Origin of the sequence: Ruminococcus sp., from assembly GCF_019423705.1 — a bacterium.
Lineage (GTDB): Bacteria > Bacillota > Clostridia > Oscillospirales > Ruminococcaceae > Hominimerdicola.
Map to the genome: position 1 here is coordinate 53,238 of NZ_JAHZAX010000001.1, position 17,710 is coordinate 70,947.

Below are 17,710 nucleotides of genomic sequence, written 5' to 3' on the forward strand. Positions count from 1 at the left end.
AAATTATATGGAGCACACAAAAAAGGCCGGCTTTTCAAGCCGACTGGGATTTATCCTTGCTGCGGCAGGCTCGGCGGTGGGATTGGGAAATATTTGGCGATTTCCTTATCTTGCGGCAAAATACGGCGGAGGAATTTTCCTGCTGGTATATGTAATCTTTGCGGTAACGTTCGGTTTCACGCTGATGATAACAGAGATCGCCATTGGACGAAAGACGGGCAAGAGCTGTATTGAAGCCTTTGGCATACTTCACAAGAAATACGACTTCATCGGCTATATTGCAGCGCTGGTGCCTATCATCATATTCCCTTATTACTGCGTAATAGGCGGCTGGGTAACGAAGTTCGTGACTGTTTACACAACAGGCAGCGGCAAGGCTGCGGCTGATGACAGCTACTTCCCTGCGTTTATCAGTCAGACAGGACAGCCGATAATATTCCTTGCAATTTTCATCGTACTGACAGCGCTTATCATTATGATGGGCGTGCAGAACGGCATTGAAAAGGTCAGCAAGGTGCTTATGCCTGTGCTTGCCATTATGACTGTTGGCATTGCGATATATTCCCTTACGCTGCCGGGAGCGTTGGACGGACTGGTTTATTACGTCAAGCCGAACTTTGAGATGTTCTCGCTCAAGACAGTCGTTGCGGCAATGGGACAGCTTTTCTATTCAATGAGCCTTGCAATGGGCATTATGATAACATACGGCTCTTATATGAACAAAAAGGACGACCTTGAAAAGTCGGTCAGAAACATCGAGATATTCGACACGGGCATTGCGTTTATGGCAGGCGTTATGATCATACCTGCGGTGTTCGCATTCTCAAACGGCGATACAAGCAAGCTCCAGCAAGGTCCTACGCTTATGTTCGTCACACTGCCAAAGGTGTTCGATTCGATGAAGGGCGGACAGATCGTGGGCGCTGTATTCTTTATCTTGGTATTCTTCGCAGCCCTCACCTCGTCGGTATCACTTATGGAGACTATCCTTTCAGTATTTATGGATAAGCTCCACGTCAAGCGAATCGCCGGAAGCATTGTTATCCTTGGCATTGCGTTCCTTATGGCAATACCTTCGTCAATGGGCTTTGGTGCTTGGAGCAACATTCAGCTCCTCGGCAGAGATTTCCTTGACTTCTTCGACTTCATAAGCAACAATATCCTTATGCCGATAGTTGGACTTTTCACCTGCCTGTTCGTGGGCTATGTAGTGAAGCCGAAAACTATCGAGGAAGAGATCGAATCATCAGGCAAATTCAAGAGCGCAAAGCTTTACAGAGTTATGGTAAAGTACATCGCACCTGTTTTCCTGCTTGTGATCTTTATTTCTTCCGTTGTGGGTTATGTATAAAGCTAAAAGCTAAAAAAAGCAAGCGGACGTTTCGGCGTTCGTTTGCTTTTTTATGTGAGTGGCCATATATTCAGCCTATTAAAATTTATCGTCTTAATTGTAAATAAGTTTTTGACGTCTTGATTTATTATTGGAAATGTGCTAAAATTAGGATATATAGTAATAAGTATTAGCATTAGTATTAGTATTTGTATTTGTGATAATGGGGATATCGGATTTTTTTAGTTTTATAGTTTTTAATTGTTAAGTTACGATTTTTCTGAAATTTGGACGGTGAAGTAAAAATGTTATCGAAACTGATATCAAAGGAAGAGTGCGCAAAGTGCAGGATATGCTGTTCATTTGACAGCTATGACCTGTGGGAAACGCCTTATATCTCAAAGAAGCTTGCAAGCAGGATATTGCAGGAATATGCTCCCGAGCAGCAATTCGTCAAGAAGGACAGCCATTTTCTGCTCAAAATGGACAAGGAAAAGGACATCGACCTTTACTACTGTTCTCTCCTCGACCACGAAAAGGGCTGTATCCTTGGGGACGACAAGCCTTTTGACTGCAAGATATGGCCGCTGAGAGTTATGGCGCTCAATGACACAAAGGTCATCACCCTGTCGCCGGTCTGTCCCGAGGTGGCAAAGCGCCCTATCAAGGACATTGTTGAAGTGGCAACGGAGCTTTCGGAGCAGATCTTTGAATACGCTGACAAGAACCCCGAGGCTGTGAAGCCTTATCTTGAGGGCTATCCGATTCTTGTTGTCGAGGGCAGCAAGTATAAGGAAACGCTGGTTTAAGGGCAAAAAAAATCAAACAGAGAAAATGCAAACGGGCGAACATTATTCGCCCGTTTTTGTTTACGACAATTGTATGGGGTTATCGTCCAATTTACCTCAGAAAAAGATAATATATCAGCCCATAGACCACGCTGGCAAGCGTTCCGTAGAGGATAACAGGGCCGCTTATGATGAAAATTTTTGCGCCGAGACCTAGCACATAGCCCTCTGTCTTAAATTCCAGCGCCGGGGCTGCAACGGAGTTTGCAAAGCCTGTTATTGGCACAAGGGTGCCTGCGCCTGCGTGCCGTGCGATCTTGTCATACCAGCCGAGACCTGTGAACAGCGCCGACAGGAACACCAGCGTGATAGAGACCGACATCGAGGCGTTGTCCTTTGACAGCCCGAAGCTCAGATACATATTCAGGAGCGCCTGCCCCAATGCGCAGATAAGTCCGCCGATACAAAAGGCTTTCGGTATGGTCAACCACCATTTTGTGCCCTTTGAGGCCTCTTTGTACATTTCGCTGTACTGGGTCTTGCTTAAATTTATATCCATTTTCATTACCTCCTGCAAAATTCAAGATCGTCTGTGGATATTATCTGCAAACTCGCTTTAAATATGCGATAATATCGCAAAAAATATCGGCAAATTTAAAATTTTCGCAGTCGGGAAAAGCGTTTGAAGGCTATATATGTTAAAACAATTGTGCAATATACTACTATAAGGATAATATTTTTATATAGTTTCAACAAGTTTTGTGCAATGTAAACGATTTATCAATGCTAATTTTGTTTAAATAGTGTCTTGAAAAAATTGCGAAAATTTTGTATCATATTCATTAGAGATGTTATCCGAATCGGATAGCCTTTATGTGGCACGTTGGTTGCCATTTTAATTTTAGGAGGTTAATTATTATGAACGCAAAGAAGATACTCGCTGCTTGTACAGCTCTTTCGCTGACAACAGTTATGCTTGCTTCCTGCGGAAGCACAGATGATTCATCAACAAAGGCTGCTGACGCAACAACTACTACAACTACAACAGCCGCTCCGGAGACAACTACAACAACAGCTGCTCCTGAGGAGTCCGCTGCTGATTCTACCGCAGATTCTACTGCTGATTCAAACGCTGCCGGCGGCGATTCCGATTACACACCTGTAAAAACATTTGAAGGCTATGATGCATTCCTTATGTTCGGCGACAGCCAGTGGCTCTGGGGCAACTGGGAAGGCCAGGGTATGGAAGGCGCTACACAGGCATTCGGTGTTGACGCTGACGTAACAGGCGATGGCGAGTACACAGTTTCTATCACAAACGCTTCTATCTCTTATGACGATCCGGACGAGGGTCTCAACCCACAGGTAGCTCTTGACGGCGATTATGCTGTACAGGCTGAGGGCTGCGTTGTAATGTGTGTTGATATCGTTGGTCTGCTCAACGGTGACGCTCTTAAGGGCAAGGGCGATCCTAAGACTGATAAGGAAGCCCCTGGCAAGTACAATGCTGACGATCTGAAGGTAGAAGTTAAGTCTATCAAGGCTGATGGCAAGGATGTTGAATTTGACGCTTCCAAGATCAAGTACGGCAACATTGAGGACAACAACAACTGTTACAGAATCGAGATCTACAACGATTTCGGCGACACATCTAAGGATTCTCCAATCGACAAGGATTCTCTCGCATTCGAGGACAGCCTTGAAGTTACATTCACTATCGAGGGTCTTTCTGAATAATTGCAAGAGTTATAGTTATCCTGTATAAAGCATACAAATTCAAGCAGATCGCTTCGGCGGTCTGCTTTTTGTGTTTTTATTATGCAAAAGATGAGTGTGACAGCTTGTGTGACAAAGTTTTTGCAAAGGCTAACTTTCACACGCCTTGACGTGAAAGTTAGTTAGCGTTATAATATCTCTATAGTATTTAGTGCTTAATACTATTCATCATCACATATTTTATTGATCCCCTTTATCAAAAAATCAAGAAAACAAAATGATCTGCGGAAATCTCTTCCGCAGATCATTTTGTTTTTTATGCGACTTATTATTTATTTTCGCTTTCATTTTCATTGCTGTCCTCAAGGATAAGTCCGCCGTTATCTTCCATAAGCTTGAATGTGACGTCAAATGTTTCTGACGAGCCGTCGTCGTTGGCTCTGAACACCTTGCAGGTTATCTCATCGCCCGGATTTTTGTCCTTGAAAAGCGATGTAACGTCGCTGACGTCGGCGGTTGGATTGCCGTCGATCTCGGTGATGATATCGCCCTCTGTAATGCTGGTGTTTGCGACGTCGCACTCGGGATTTACCGACACAACGCACAAGCCGGGTTCGATATCATACATTTCAGCGGTGGTCTCTGAGACCGCATAGTATGTTATGCCGATCTTGACCCTGCCCGAAACAAAGCCTTTTTCCATAAGCTCCTCAATGACGGGCTTTGCCTCTTGTATTGAGATCGCAAAGCCTATGCCCTCATAATCGCTGGAAGCAAGCTTTGACGACGTTATGCCGATGACCTGCCCCCACATATTGAAGAGCGCTCCGCCTGAATTGCCTGGGTTTATGGCGGCGTCTATCTGGATACAGTTCATTATTATGGAGGAATTTTCAAGGCGAATTCGCCTGTTCACCCCCGAAACTATGCCCTTTGTGACAGTTCCGTAATATCCGGCAGGCGAACCGATAGCGACAACGTCCTCGCCTGCCTTGACTTGCGCTGAGTCGCCAAATTCAGCTGCCTGCAAGCCTTGAGCTTTGATCTTTATGACTGCGATATCGGTGGCTTCGTCCTTGCCCACCACCTCTGCGGCATATTCCGTGCCGTCGCTGAGGACAACTCTTATGCCTGCGTCCGCAGCGCTGACAACGTGAGCATTGGTGACGATATAGCCGTCGGTGGACATTATAACGCCGCTGCCCTGTCCTGACGCTGCATAGCTGCCTGTATTGCTGTAAACCTCAACGGACACCACCGCAGGGGAAAACGCTTCCGCCACGCCCTCGGCAGTATAACGGCCGTCAGCAAGCTGAAATTCGTCGTCAAGCTGGGGCTTATCCGCCACAGGCAGGGTAAAGTTAATGTTCTTTCCCCCCGTGACCATATTGGACAGCCAACCGCTGCCCCTTATGGTCGTGATAGTGATAGCAACGCCCACGCCCACAAACAGCAGCATAAAGCACAGCTTGCCCAGCGCATAGCGTGCGGACTGTTTGCTGCGGCGCTTGCGTCTTGCCTTCTCAGCGCCTTTCCAAAAATCTGCGCCGATCTCCTTTTCAGACTTTGCGCCCTTTGGCAGCTCATAAATGAACTTTTCGTGCTTTTCATCGGCTTTGTCTGAAATGTCCGCATTTTCAGCATTATCAGCATTATTTGCGCTATCAATATTATTATCTTTATCGGGCACAGAAACGATATCCTGTTCATCAAAAAAGCCCATTAAGACCTCCTAATGTCAATCCTCCTGCGCCTTGTTCGGCAGGGTGAAAACAAACTCGGTATACTCGTTTTTCACGCTTCGCACCATAATTTTTCCGCCGTGGAGTTTTATGATAGAGCGCACGATGTTAAGTCCAAGTCCCACGCCTGTTTTGTCAAGGCCTCGTGACTTGTCCGTCTTATAAAATCTGTCGAACACCAGCGGAAGCTCGTCCTCGGACAGTCCCTCGCCGCTGTTTCTGATAGAAATGCTTGTCATATCCCCTTCGGGCTTGAAGCCGAACTCGATATAGCCGTCCTTGTCAACGAACTTGATAGCATTCTCGATGAGATTGTACATAACCTGATGAACAAGGTCGTTATCAGCGTAAAGGGTCACTCTATCAACGTCAAGGCCTCTGACCTCAATGTTTTTCTCTTCAAGTCTCGGCTCAAAGGTCACAAGTGTGTCCACGATAGGCTCGAGGACAGAGAAATACTGCAAATTCGGCTTTAGCTCGCCTGCCTCGATCTTGGCAAGATTGAGCATACTTCTTACAAGCCTTGCAAGTCTGTGAACTTCCGATGAGATTATCTTGAGATAATATTTCTCTTCCGACTTCGGTATAGTGCCGTCCAGCAGGCCGTCAACAAAGCCGCCGATCGACGTCATCGGCGTTCTCAGTTCGTGAGAAACGTTGGCGAGGAAGCTGTTTCGCATTGTGTCATAGCTTTTAAGGCTGGCAGCCATATCGTTGAAAGCGTTGCTGAGCTGTTCAAGCTCTGCGGTGGAATAATCAGGCAGAGTGACAGAGAAATCACCTGCGCCGATCTTCTTTGACACCTCTGCGATCTCCTTGATAGGCTCTGTGAGCTTCAAAGTTGTGAAATATACCAGAAACATTACCACGACGAGCACGATTATTGCCGACACGATAAAAATTTCCATAATGTTGTATATATAATCGTCCTGATCGGCTCTCGAGCTGAACGCAAGCACATAATACTCGGGTCCGTTTGCCTTGAAAGACTTTCCGATAACGTGATACATTTCCTTGAAAGCGCCGTCAAGGTCGGTATAAACATAGTTGCAGCTTTCGGAAAAAGCCGACAGCTGGTCGGTTGAGATATTCTGAGGGCTGCACGCAGGGTCGCTGCTGGAATTGATAAGCACCTTGCCCGTTTTGTCGCAGAGGATAAAGTCGGCGTTGCAAGCCATTGCGTACTGGCTCATCTGACTTTTAACTCCTGCCTTCCAGCCTGCGGGCTCGTCCAGCATTTCGTCCTGCGTATATAAAGCAAGAGCCTTGGCGTTTTTCTCCAACAGGCTCTTTTTTTCGTCAATAAAATACCTTGAAGAAACCAGCAGCAATACCGTTCCTAAGCATATGAAGCTTACAAGTATTACTGCTGAACAAATTACAAAGTATTTAAAGAATATGCTTTTTCGATTACTCATGCGGAGTTTCAGCAACTTCGAACTTATAACCTACGCCCCATACAGTTTTAAGAGCCCACTTATCGGAAACGCCCTCAAGCTTCTCACGCAGTCTCTTAACGTGAACGTCGATAGTTCTTGAATCGCCGTAATACTCAAATCCCCAAACTTCGTCAAGGAGCTGATCTCTTGTGTAAACTCTGTTTGGATTTGACGCAAGGTGGAACAGAAGCTCAAGCTCCTTCGGTGGTGTATCGAGCACCTGACCGTTTACTCTCAGCTCATATCTTGTCATATTTACTGAAAGCTTGTCATACTTGACTTCCTTGATCTCAGCCTCGCCTGAGGACTGGCCAACTCTTCTGTATACAGCCTTGATCCTTGCGATAACTTCCTTTGTATCGAAAGGCTTAACGATATAGTCGTCTGCGCCAAGTTCAAGACCGAGTACCTTATCGAACGTCTCGACCTTTGCTGTTATCATAATGATAGGCACGTTGGACTTCTTTCTTATTTCACGGCATACCTGCCAGCCATCGATACCGGGCAGCATAATATCAAGCAGGATAATATCAGGCTTGAGCGCATTGAACTTTACGACAGCCTCTTCGCCATCGTGTGCGAGGATAACGCCGTAACCCTCCTTTTCAAGGTAAAGTCTGAGCAATTCGCAGATATTCTTATCGTCATCAACGACCAAAACTCTTCCCAGCGACATAATTCATCTTCCTTTCTTTTGATCCCTTTTCATACATTCTATATTAGTCCGCCCATATAACTATTTTCGCAAAGCCGAAAATTTGAACAAACGGCAATATAAATTTCAATTGATATAAGTATTATAACAAATTCACAAACCTATTGTGTGAATATTATATTAACTTTTCATTAAATATAATATTATCTGTGATAATTTTACCCACATCGTCAACAGCATATATATAATTAGATTAATTAATAAATATTATTGGATTTTATTGTTATGAATAAAATGGTATGGGATATGCTATCGTTAAATGATTTATCATATCGACCTTGCAAAAACAGCCCGACCCTGCGAAGCTTTACGCCAAGCAAGATCGGGCTGCTGCAAAACCAAATTCAAATATTAGCTATTTTGTGGCGATATTAGTTATTAGTACATTCCGCCCATTCCGCCTGCACCTGCGGCAGCTGCTGCCATTGCAGCGTCAGCCTGCGGATCCTTCTTGTCAGCAACAAGGCTCTCAGTTGTGAGAACCATTGAAGCAACAGAAGCAGCGTTCTGGAGAGCTGAACGTGTAACCTTAGTTGGGTCAACAATACCTGCTGGGATCATATCAACATACTCGGAAGTATAAGCATTGAAGCCATAGCCGACCTTTCTTGAACGAATGATCTTGTCGATGATAACGCTGCCCTCGAGACCTGCATTTACAGCGATCTGTCTTACAGGCTCTTCAAGTGCCTTGTAAACGATCTGAGCGCCTGTCTTTTCGTCGCCGCTGAGCTTGTCAACGAGCTTCTTAACTGCTGGCATAGCGTTGATAAGAGCTGTTCCGCCGCCTGCTACGATACCCTCTTCAACAGCAGCCTTTGTTGCTGCGAGAGCGTCTTCGATTCTCAGCTTCTTTTCCTTCATTTCAACTTCAGTTGCAGCGCCGACCTTGATAACAGCTACGCCGCCTGAAAGCTTAGCAAGTCTTTCCTGAAGCTTTTCTCTATCGAAATCAGAAGTTGTGTTCTCGATCTGTGACTTGATCTGACCAACTCTTGCCTTGATATCCTCGCTGTTGCCTGCGCCGTCAACGATGATAGTGTTCTCCTTCTGAACGACTACCTGTCTAGCTCTGCCAAGCTGCTCCATAGTTGTCTCGCTGAGTTCGAGGCCGAGTTCAGCAGAAATTACCTGACCGCCTGTGAGGATAGCGATATCCTGAAGCATTTCCTTTCTTCTGTCGCCAAAGCCCGGAGCCTTAACAGCAACGCAAGTGAAAGTACCTCTCAGCTTGTTTACGATAAGAGTTGAAAGTGCTTCGCCCTCAACGTCCTCAGCGATGATAAGGAGCTTCTTGCCGGCCTTAACGATCTGCTCGAGAAGTGGGAGAATTTCCTGAATGTTAGATATCTTCTTATCTGTGATAAGAATGTAAGCGTCGTCAAGAACAGCTTCCATCTTATCTGTATCTGTAACCATATAAGGAGCGATATAGCCTCTGTCGAACTGCATACCCTCAACTACTTCGCTGTAAGTTTCAGCAGTCTTTGACTCTTCAAGAGTGATAACGCCGTCAGCCGTTACCTTTTCCATAGCCTCAGCGATGAGCTTACCGATATTCTCATCAGCAGCGGAAACAGCGCCGACTCTTGCGATCTCGTCAGAGCCTTCGATCTTCTTAGAATTAGCGACGATAGTTTCAACAGCAGTATTTACAGCCTGATCCATACCCTTCTTAAGAACCATTGGATTAGCGCCTGCTGCGATATTCTTCATACCCTCTCTAACAAGAGCCTGAGCGAGCAGAGTAGCTGTTGTTGTGCCGTCGCCTGCTGCGTCGTTAGTCTTAGTAGCGACTTCCTTAACGAGCTGAGCGCCCATATTCTCAAAAGCGTCGTCAAGCTCGATCTCCTTAGCGATAGTAACGCCGTCGTTTGTAATGAGCGGAGCGCCGTACTTCTTATCGAGGACAACGTTTCTGCCCTTAGGGCCGAGAGTGATCTTAACTGTATTAGCGAGTTTATCTATACCAGCCTGCAAAGCCTTTCTTGCGTCCTCGCCGAAAATAATTTCTTTAGCCATAATAAGTTACCTCCATTTGATATAGTATCAAGTATTTCGTATACTTTATATACTATTTATAATACATACCGTTTTATTTCTTATTTCTTTTTATTCTACAACTGCGAGGATATCGTCCATTTTAACGATGATGAACTCTTCGCCGTCGAGCTTGACATTAGTGCCGCTGTACTTAGAGATAAGCACCTTATCGCCCTTATTAACGCCCATTGTAACGTCCTTTTTACCGGGGCCGACTGCGATGACCTCGGCTACCTCCGGCTTTTCCTTAGCTGAACCTGTAAGGATGATACCGCTCTTAGTAGTTTCCTCAGCCTCTGTCATTTTAACTACAACTCTGTCCTGCAATGGTTTGATTGCCATAATAAGTTCCTCCTTTATAGTATCTGTTCAATTTCTAAATGGTATATTTGAAAGTGCTCAAAACAGATCTCAGCACTCTCAGCGCTAGATTGTTAGCACTCATTCTTCTTGAGTGCTAACTATATTTTAGCACCTTTTTCGCAAATTTCAAGTCATTTATGGTCATTTATATTATTTTTGTAGGATTGCACAATAGTTTGGTTGTTTATCGGTGGTATTAGTGTACAGATTGTACGATAATTTGCCTTTGTTCTACTTATACAGAGCGTTACGTTAGCGTGTCGCAAATTCGCACTTTTTCTATTCCCCATTTCAAAATCATCGCCGCTAGGCGATTCCGACATTCCTCATTCCTCATTCCTCACTCCTCATTCCTCACTTGCACCGCACTTTCCTCAACCACAATGGTAAAAAAGTATTGCAATGTCAGCCAAAATGGTGTATAATGGTCTTGTAAAATATATAGCCATTATGGCAAATTTCAAGATCAGAAAGGATTTTCGACTATGAAGAAATTATTGGCAGCTGCCCTCGCCCTTTGTATGACTAGCGCTGTTTTTACAGGCTGCGGCAGCTCAGACAATTCAAGCTCAAGTGCTAAGGACGGCGCTTCCAACGCCGCTGCCGACTCCACCACCAATGACAGCTCCGCTGCTGCCGAGGAAAGCGTTTCCGACAAGCTCCTCGCTGAGTACCCTGTTTCTACTGAAAAGGTGGACGTCAAGAACGGCGCAACAGATAATATGATCGCTCGCAGCGTTATCAATGAGGGCGATACTTCTCGCCTTGCTGCAAAGCTCGATTACGCTCTTGCTAATCCAAAGGAAACTACTAAAATTTGCTTCCTCGGCGACTCTATCACAGCAGGCTCAGGCGCAAACTCTTCCACTCATCAGTATGTAAACCAGTTCAAGAGCTGGTGGGAAGAGAATATCAGCTACTATGTTGACGTTAATAACGCTGGTATCGGCGCAACTGACTCTTACATCGGCGTTCACAGAGCGCAGAGAGACGCTCTTGCTGATAACCCAGATATCATCGTTATCGAGTTCATCAACGACGCTGACAACGACTTCTATGAGTCTTGTATGGACAGCCTTGTTAGAATGTGCCTTGAGCAGGAAAACAACCCTGCCGTTATGATACTCGAGCCTTCCTGCGAGGACGGTTCTTCTCCACAGGCTGCGCACCTCAAGGTCGCACAGGCTTATAACATTCCTATGATATCTTATCACGATGCTGTTATGCCTGAGATCGAGGCTGGCAACTTCACTTGGCAGGATATCTCACCTGATAACGTTCACCCGAATGACGATGGCCACGTTATAATGGCTTCTCTGCTCACAAAGTTCGCTGAGAACGTAAAGAACAACCTTGACACAGAGGACAAGGAAGCAAAGGCATTTGACGAGAACACAGTTGCTCCGACAGGCGACCCATTTGCAAACGCTACTATCGGCAGCCGTGAGACTTCCGACATCGTAAAGACAACTGACGAAGGTTCATTCACAAAGGTAACAAAGTTCCAGAAGTTCACAGATGGCTGGGGCACGACAACAGGCGGCACAGCTACATTTGAGATCACAGCAAAGAACATCGGTATGATCTACTATATGACAGTTGACGGCTCTTCCGCAACAGTTGCAGTTAAGATCGACGGCGAGGACGTTGCGACTATCAACGCTGACTTCTCAGGCGGCTGGGGCAACTACGCAAAGGCTGAGCAGGTATACTCTTCTGACGAAGTTGCAACTCACACAGTTGAAGTAACAGTTATCGACGATTCAAAGCCAAACTTTGAGATCCTTAACTGGCTGGTTTCTTAATTGCCGGACTACAAGCTTAAACTTTATAACAACAAAACGGCTGATACTAATTTGTATCAGCCGTTTATTTTTGTGTTCAGATTATGAATTTTGCTGAGCTGTCACAAGGTCACAAAGCTCTGTCATAAGCTCTTCGGGAACATTATAATAGCTCTTGTTGATCTTTAAATTGTAGGTATCAGTAGTAGACTGTCTGACAGTTATCTTATATTTTTTGCCGTCCGATATCTCCCATTGAGGTGTTCCCTTCGCAACACTTTGGCTTTCAGCTTCTTCCTTTGTTACTTCATAGTTAAGGCTTTCATCAAGAAGCTGCGCAAATTTCTCAACAGCCTCTTCACCGTCTATGTCCCAATATCTTCCATCGCCGCTTGGATTACCATAAGCTTTAGATACTCCAAATCCGTTTATATCGGAAAAATCAATGGTAACGATATTTTCATCATCTGAATCGGCTGTTGTTTCGTCCTGTGAATCAAGAGTCACAATTTCACTATCTGTCTGTTTAACATTGTTCTCACTACTTTCATCCGCTACATCACCACAAGCGACCATTGAAGCAACAAATGTTATACAATAAGCCATTAGTATAAAACGTGTAATTTTTTTCATATATGTCATCTCCTTCAACTTTGTTTATTAGTCAAAATACACTATGCCATCGCTATAACTACTATTAATGAGAACATTTTCATTGCCCCAACCATCATTTACTACATACCACTTATATATCATTGTATTTCCATTATATCTTATTTGTGTTCCGTGCGCTACGACCCAATGGTTCTTATATATTGAGTGGTCACTCAGACCAACAATTACAGGTTCATCTAATCTAAGAATTGAATAATACACTCTGCCCCAATAATCCCCAGTATATTGAGGTATTGCGCTAAGTGAATTTAATGAAGTAACAGTCTTATAAGCCTTCTCTATTCCCTGTGGCAAAGTAGTATAGTCTGTACCCTCTCTTTTAGGCTCTATTACGCCCCTTATCGCTTCAAAGGTCATCATTGAATTATTAGCAAATGACGCCTTCAAATAATCACTTGACACATAGTCATAGTAATAATATAGCATTATGGTAGTAGCTAATGAACCACAAGCATTCTTGTCGCCCGTATTGTAATTCAATTTTCTAGTACTTCCCTTTATTGTTGTCTTTACGTCTCTAATATTGGAATTAGTGCTTATTGTTTGAACAGCATACTCGGAAGACTCTATCGGCTCGAACTCAAAATCGTTTACACATTCGCCAGAATTGATATCGAAAAACTGTCCGTCTTTTTCTGTTACATATTCTAGCGGGCCTCCATAGTACACAACCTCATCACAGTTTAGGTATGGTGACTCCGCCGTAGAACTATACTCTATAATACAGCTATTTATATCATAAATGATATAACCACTTTCACAATCTAAACAGTATGCAACTTGCTCATTTTGTTGATTAAATAAGTTATGTCTGTTCACTACCGAACCCATTCCATCATTATCAATTGTGTACTGAACCATACTTGGTATTGGCTCATAATCTCTGTTTTGACTAGCAGAAACACCGACTGGCATTGTTCCCATAATCGCTAACACTATTGCAGCTGAAATAATTTTCTTCATAATAACTACCTCATGTAATTATTATACACTAAATATACAATTATTTCAATCGGCACTATTTACATAAATTCACATCGTATTTTGTTGTATTTGTCAACAAAAACGTTATCGGCATTTATTTTTTATCTTTTTATATCCATTCGCCTGCAAGCCACCACAAAGAACACCACTATCTCTGCTATCGCCACAAAGCCCATATTCCTGCGATAGCAAATGCTTTCAGCATAATTTCCTGCGCCGATATCGGAGAAAAGCTTTATGAACAGGAAAACATATGCCGCCACCACAAGTATCCCAAGCCATATGTTAAAGCGCTTTATCACCACGCTTATGAGCAATGCTGAGAGGTATATTATCGCAAAGACCATTGCCGCCGAAATGAAGCTTTTGAAGGCTGAACCTGTAAAAAAGAAGTCGAATATCCGTGAATTTGCTTTCAGCGTTTCGTATGAGGTCATATCGTTTGTGTCCAAAAGATTTTCAATGCCCAAAAGCCACAATGAATATGCTCCCGAAATGAACAGCGCCATTATCACCATACTTATGAGCGAGCTTATCATTGCGCAGCGCCTCGGCACATTCTGCGCTATCGCCATTTGAAAGGCGTTTGAATAGACCACATATGCGCACACCGCCGTCATAATGCAGGAAGCCATTATCAACATCGGCAGGGCGAACTCGCAGGATATGACCATATCACGGCCTGTTCCGAAATACGCCGCCGCTGTTATGACCCCATAAAGGCAGAGGATAAATCCGTACATTATAGAGCAGTAATATTTCTGCACGTTTTTGAGAAGCTTGAAAGTTTTGCTCATCATTGTCATATTTTTTGTCATTTTTATCTCACGCCCCTAACCGCCTTGACAGGCTTTCTGCGCCAAGCCAAATACGCCACCATAGCCGCAATGAACAGCAGGACAGCATATGTAAAAGTAAACGCCGCAACGGAATTTTTCTCGCTGATATCGCAAAAGAACTCATAGGAAAGCACGGGGGTATCAAAGCCTGTTGTGAAAGCGTCGCCGCTTAAATTCACCGCAAAGAGTATCACTATTACGCCGCAGTTTATAAGCTTTCCCACACGCTCAAGTCTGCTCATTATGATGAAAAACGCCAAGCCGCTGGCAAAGGCAAGCATTGTTCTGATGAACAGCATAAACCACATATATCCAACGCTATCGGCGAATGAAAGCATTGGCAGACAGTCCTGCGTGGCTGATCTTACGGTCACGCTGTAAAGACCAAGATAGTGACGATAATTCATTATACACTCTGCCAAATGCGCCGCCATTATTATCGCCGTTGTTGTTATGGCGGAAAGCAGCAGGGCGCTGAATGAGCTGGTCCTTGACACTCCGCAAGCGTTTGATACTGCAAAACATTCTTTTGCCACCAGCCCTGCCACGGCGAATGCGCAGGCGATGTTCACGATCTCAAATAACGCAGGCAGGTCGTCATTGCCGATATAGCGGCATATTATCGCCACAAGTATCGCATAGCCCACTATTATCGGCAGGAAAACACGCCTTGCTATGGACTTGTAAAGCTTTAAAGCTTTCATTGCTCTTCCTCCTCTCCCGTCAGGGCGATGAACACCTGTTGGAGGTCGGGGGTGGATACCTCAACGCCATTTGGCACATTGACTGGCACGCCCTTTATGTAAGCTGAGCAGATCGTGCCGATGTTCTTTTCTGCAAGCACCTCCTTGCCGTCGCAATAGGCTTTGACAAGGTTCTTTGCACCTGTTACTGAATAGCCCTCGGTGAGGATATCCTCGGTCTTTCCTGCGGCGATGATATTTCCCTTGTCGATCATAATGACTTCCTCAACGAGATTTTCGCACTCCTCGATAAGGTGGGTGGATATGACGATACCGCATTGCTCCTCGGCGAAACGCTCGATAAGAAGCCGATAGAAAAGGTCACGATGATTTGCGTCAAGGCCAAGCACGGGCTCGTCAAAGAAGAGAAAATCCGCTCCGCTTGCAAGGGTCAAAATAAGCTTTGCGACTGTGAAATAGCCCGTTGAAAGGGCGGAAAGCCGCTTTTTCTTGTCAAGTCGGAACTTCTCCGCAAGGGTATAGGCATAATCCTTGTCAAAGTTCTCGTAAAAATCGGCTGTGACGTTGACAGCCTGCTTGAAGGTCATACCCGTTGGCAGGGAAACGCTTTCGCTCATTGAATATATCCTGCCGAGAGCTTTGTCGTTTTCGAGCAAGTTCTCGCCGTCAAGGGTGCATTTTCCGAAAGTGGCAAAGACACGGTTTGTGATAATGTTCATCAGCGTTGATTTTCCTGCGCCGTTTCTGCCCAGCAGCCCGTAAATTTTTCCTTGCTCGATCTGAGCGGAAACATTGTCAAGGGCAAAATTCTTGCCGTACTTCTTTATGATATTTTCAGCCTTTATAACGCTCGTTCTGTTGTCTGTTTTTGTTTCCTCTCTTTGTGCTCTGCTCATTTGTCAAAACCCCTTTCTATTTTCTATCATTTGGACTATCTCGTTCTTTGATATCCCCAGCTTTTTCGCCTCTTCGCACAGCTTATCGACATAAGTTTTCTGGAAAAGCTCACGCCTTTCGGCACGGAGCTTTTCAACTGCGCCGTCGCTTACGAACATTCCAAGGCCACGCTTTTTGAAGATTATCCTCTTTTCCACCAGCATATTTATCCCTTTGAGGGCGGTGGCAGGGTTGACCTTATACTGGACGGATATCTCCGTTGTTGAAGGCACCTGTCCGCCCTCGGGGATACTGCCGCTTATGATAAGGTCGGAGAGCCAGTCTGCAAGCTGGATATAGATAGGTTTTTGCGCATCAAACCGCAATTCCATTTTGCCGTCTCCTTTCTTTCGCTCTGCATTTTTGTTTGTCTTTGTTTTGTCTGTTTGTTGTAAATGTTGTCTTATCTCTTTTGCTCTCACAAGTTTATTGGTTAATTACTTGTGTAACTAACTATACAACACAGCCGCCGATTTGTCAATAGCTTCAAAGCGATTTTAGCCCGAAGCGACGCATTTTCGTTATCACGCACAAAAAAGCCCTGCGAGCTTTGGCGATATTGCGCTGCGCAGGACGATATATAAGCATAATAAACATTTTTATTTTATTCACCAATTGTTTGAAATAAAATTGCCGTTATTAAGCTGCCAGCTTAACAAAAGCGGTTTTCGGTGTGTTATAATGTAAACAGGGCTGATAAGTCCTATACTAATACCCTATATCACAAAACCCGACAAGGAGGCTTTTCGCTTTGTCGGGCTTTTGTTTTGCGAGTTTTTTTGGTTGGTTAGCTGATAAAACGTCAGTCGAACTTGATTATCTTCTTTATGATATCCAAAAGCTGCTTCTGAGAGCTTTCGCTCAGCAGCACGGCCGTTTCGTATATCTCATCGGCGGCGGTCTTTTCCCTCGAGGCAAGCTTTGAGATAAGGCTTTCGAGGGGTATCTTCAAGCCCTCTGCGATCTTTTCGGCGCTTTCCAAGGTGCAGTTTTTCTCGCCACGCTCGATCTGTCCGATATAAGTGGGGTGAAGTCCGCAATATTCCGCAAGCTTTTCTTGGCTCAGCCCAGCCTCCGTGCGATAATGCCGCACTCTGCGACCGAATTTTACTGAAATATCGCTCATCTCATCACCCCTCCCGTTTATTTTGCGCATTTTATGCAACAGCTATACTGTTATAATAAATACTATGGTATTTGAATTTATTTTACAACAGACTATTGACTTTGTTTGCAAATAAATATATACTATAAGTATGATTTTAACAAGATCAATATTCATAGAGTAGAAAACAAGGGAGGAGATCGTTATGCAAACACTCAATCAATTCAAGTTTCAAGTCGGCGGCACTATTATGGTAATGGACGTGCTGTCGGACACTATCAAGCACACTTACAAATACAGGATATATAACGACGGCAAGCGGTTCAAGCCATTTTACAAAAAGACTTCCCGTGCGCAGATAAATCAGATACTAGAGCTCCATAAAGTGGATATCTCTATGGGTGCGGACGGCATTTTGCAATACGGCAGAGCACACCGCAACGGCATATATTATTAAATCTATTAAATCTGTTAAATCTCGCAAATAAAAAATCGGCAGCAAACACATTATCGTGTCTGCTGCCGAAATTATTTTATTGATTTATCA

Annotated in this window: 18 protein-coding genes; 5 read left to right on the plus strand and 13 right to left on the minus strand. The window is 44.4% G+C overall.

Translation table 11 applies throughout. From position 1 onward, the window contains the following. The first annotated feature begins 7 nt into the window (after window positions 1-7). A complete protein-coding gene (locus tag QZ371_RS00215) occupies window positions 8-1,351 on the plus strand; it encodes a sodium-dependent transporter (protein ID WP_295207319.1) in 1,344 nt (447 codons plus the stop codon). Window positions 1,352-1,635: 284 nt separating this feature from the next. Further along, entirely contained in the window at window positions 1,636-2,139 is a 504-nt protein-coding gene (locus tag QZ371_RS00220) for a hypothetical protein (protein ID WP_295207322.1), read from the plus strand. A gap of 91 nt (window positions 2,140-2,230) precedes the next feature. Here QZ371_RS00220 and spoVAC read toward each other — a convergent pair whose 3' ends face one another. Then, on the minus strand, window positions 2,231-2,677 hold the full coding sequence (gene spoVAC, locus QZ371_RS00225; RefSeq protein WP_295207324.1) for a stage V sporulation protein AC: 447 nt from the start codon (window positions 2,675-2,677) through the stop codon (window positions 2,231-2,233). A gap of 359 nt (window positions 2,678-3,036) precedes the next feature. Here spoVAC and QZ371_RS00230 point away from each other — a divergent pair, with 359 nt between their 5' ends. After that, complete coding sequence (locus QZ371_RS00230; protein WP_295207326.1) at window positions 3,037-3,855, plus strand: hypothetical protein; 819 nt, start codon at window positions 3,037-3,039, stop codon at window positions 3,853-3,855. Window positions 3,856-4,162: 307 nt separating this feature from the next. On the opposite strand, the gene QZ371_RS00235 is transcribed toward QZ371_RS00230, so the two are convergent. The 5 genes from QZ371_RS00235 to QZ371_RS00255 all read right to left on the minus strand — a co-directional run bounded on the left by QZ371_RS00235 (window position 4,163) and on the right by QZ371_RS00255 (window position 10,115). Continuing rightward, window positions 4,163-5,557, minus strand: a complete 1,395-nt coding sequence (locus QZ371_RS00235; protein ID WP_295207329.1) for a trypsin-like peptidase domain-containing protein — start codon at window positions 5,555-5,557, stop codon at window positions 4,163-4,165. Between the two features lie 15 nt (window positions 5,558-5,572). Continuing rightward, window positions 5,573-6,994, minus strand: coding sequence for a HAMP domain-containing sensor histidine kinase (locus tag QZ371_RS00240; protein WP_295207332.1), 1,422 nt, complete (start codon window positions 6,992-6,994; stop codon window positions 5,573-5,575). Beyond that, window positions 6,987-7,691, minus strand: coding sequence for a response regulator transcription factor (locus QZ371_RS00245; protein WP_022288718.1), 705 nt, complete (start codon window positions 7,689-7,691; stop codon window positions 6,987-6,989). Before QZ371_RS00245 ends, QZ371_RS00240 begins: the two co-directional genes overlap by 8 nt. A gap of 417 nt (window positions 7,692-8,108) precedes the next feature. Continuing rightward, window positions 8,109-9,752, minus strand: coding sequence for a chaperonin GroEL (gene groL / locus QZ371_RS00250; RefSeq protein ID WP_295207337.1), 1,644 nt, complete (start codon window positions 9,750-9,752; stop codon window positions 8,109-8,111). A gap of 90 nt (window positions 9,753-9,842) precedes the next feature. After that, window positions 9,843-10,115: a co-chaperone GroES gene (locus QZ371_RS00255; RefSeq protein ID WP_295207340.1), complete on the minus strand. Its 273-nt coding sequence runs from the start codon at window positions 10,113-10,115 to the stop codon at window positions 9,843-9,845. A 506-nt stretch (window positions 10,116-10,621) separates the two neighbouring features. Here QZ371_RS00255 and QZ371_RS00260 point away from each other — a divergent pair. Continuing rightward, a complete protein-coding gene (locus QZ371_RS00260; protein WP_295207342.1) occupies window positions 10,622-11,941 on the plus strand; it encodes an SGNH/GDSL hydrolase family protein in 1,320 nt (439 codons plus the stop codon). An 81-nt stretch (window positions 11,942-12,022) separates the two neighbouring features. Here QZ371_RS00260 and QZ371_RS00265 read toward each other — a convergent pair whose 3' ends face one another. From QZ371_RS00265 to QZ371_RS00295, 7 genes are all read right to left on the minus strand, one after another. Then, entirely contained in the window at window positions 12,023-12,553 is a 531-nt protein-coding gene (locus QZ371_RS00265) for a hypothetical protein (RefSeq protein ID WP_295207345.1), read from the minus strand. A gap of 27 nt (window positions 12,554-12,580) precedes the next feature. Then, on the minus strand, window positions 12,581-13,558 hold the full coding sequence (locus QZ371_RS00270; protein ID WP_295207348.1) for a hypothetical protein: 978 nt from the start codon (window positions 13,556-13,558) through the stop codon (window positions 12,581-12,583). Window positions 13,559-13,680: 122 nt separating this feature from the next. Further along, window positions 13,681-14,397, minus strand: coding sequence for a hypothetical protein (locus QZ371_RS00275; protein ID WP_295207351.1), 717 nt, complete (start codon window positions 14,395-14,397; stop codon window positions 13,681-13,683). Window positions 14,398-14,399: 2 nt separating this feature from the next. Beyond that, complete coding sequence (locus tag QZ371_RS00280) at window positions 14,400-15,122, minus strand: hypothetical protein (protein ID WP_295207354.1); 723 nt, start codon at window positions 15,120-15,122, stop codon at window positions 14,400-14,402. Then, a complete protein-coding gene (locus QZ371_RS00285; RefSeq protein ID WP_295207357.1) occupies window positions 15,119-16,018 on the minus strand; it encodes an ABC transporter ATP-binding protein in 900 nt (299 codons plus the stop codon). The genes QZ371_RS00280 and QZ371_RS00285 overlap by 4 nt, the downstream gene beginning before the upstream one ends. A 3-nt stretch (window positions 16,019-16,021) precedes the next feature. Further along, on the minus strand, window positions 16,022-16,390 hold the full coding sequence (locus QZ371_RS00290) for a GntR family transcriptional regulator (protein WP_295207360.1): 369 nt from the start codon (window positions 16,388-16,390) through the stop codon (window positions 16,022-16,024). A 470-nt stretch (window positions 16,391-16,860) separates the two neighbouring features. Further along, a complete protein-coding gene (locus QZ371_RS00295; RefSeq protein WP_295207363.1) occupies window positions 16,861-17,184 on the minus strand; it encodes a helix-turn-helix transcriptional regulator in 324 nt (107 codons plus the stop codon). Window positions 17,185-17,368: 184 nt separating this feature from the next. On the opposite strand from QZ371_RS00295, the gene QZ371_RS00300 reads away from it, so the two are divergent. Beyond that, window positions 17,369-17,620, plus strand: coding sequence for a hypothetical protein (locus tag QZ371_RS00300; protein WP_295207365.1), 252 nt, complete (start codon window positions 17,369-17,371; stop codon window positions 17,618-17,620). Window positions 17,621-17,710: the final 90 nt, after the last annotated feature.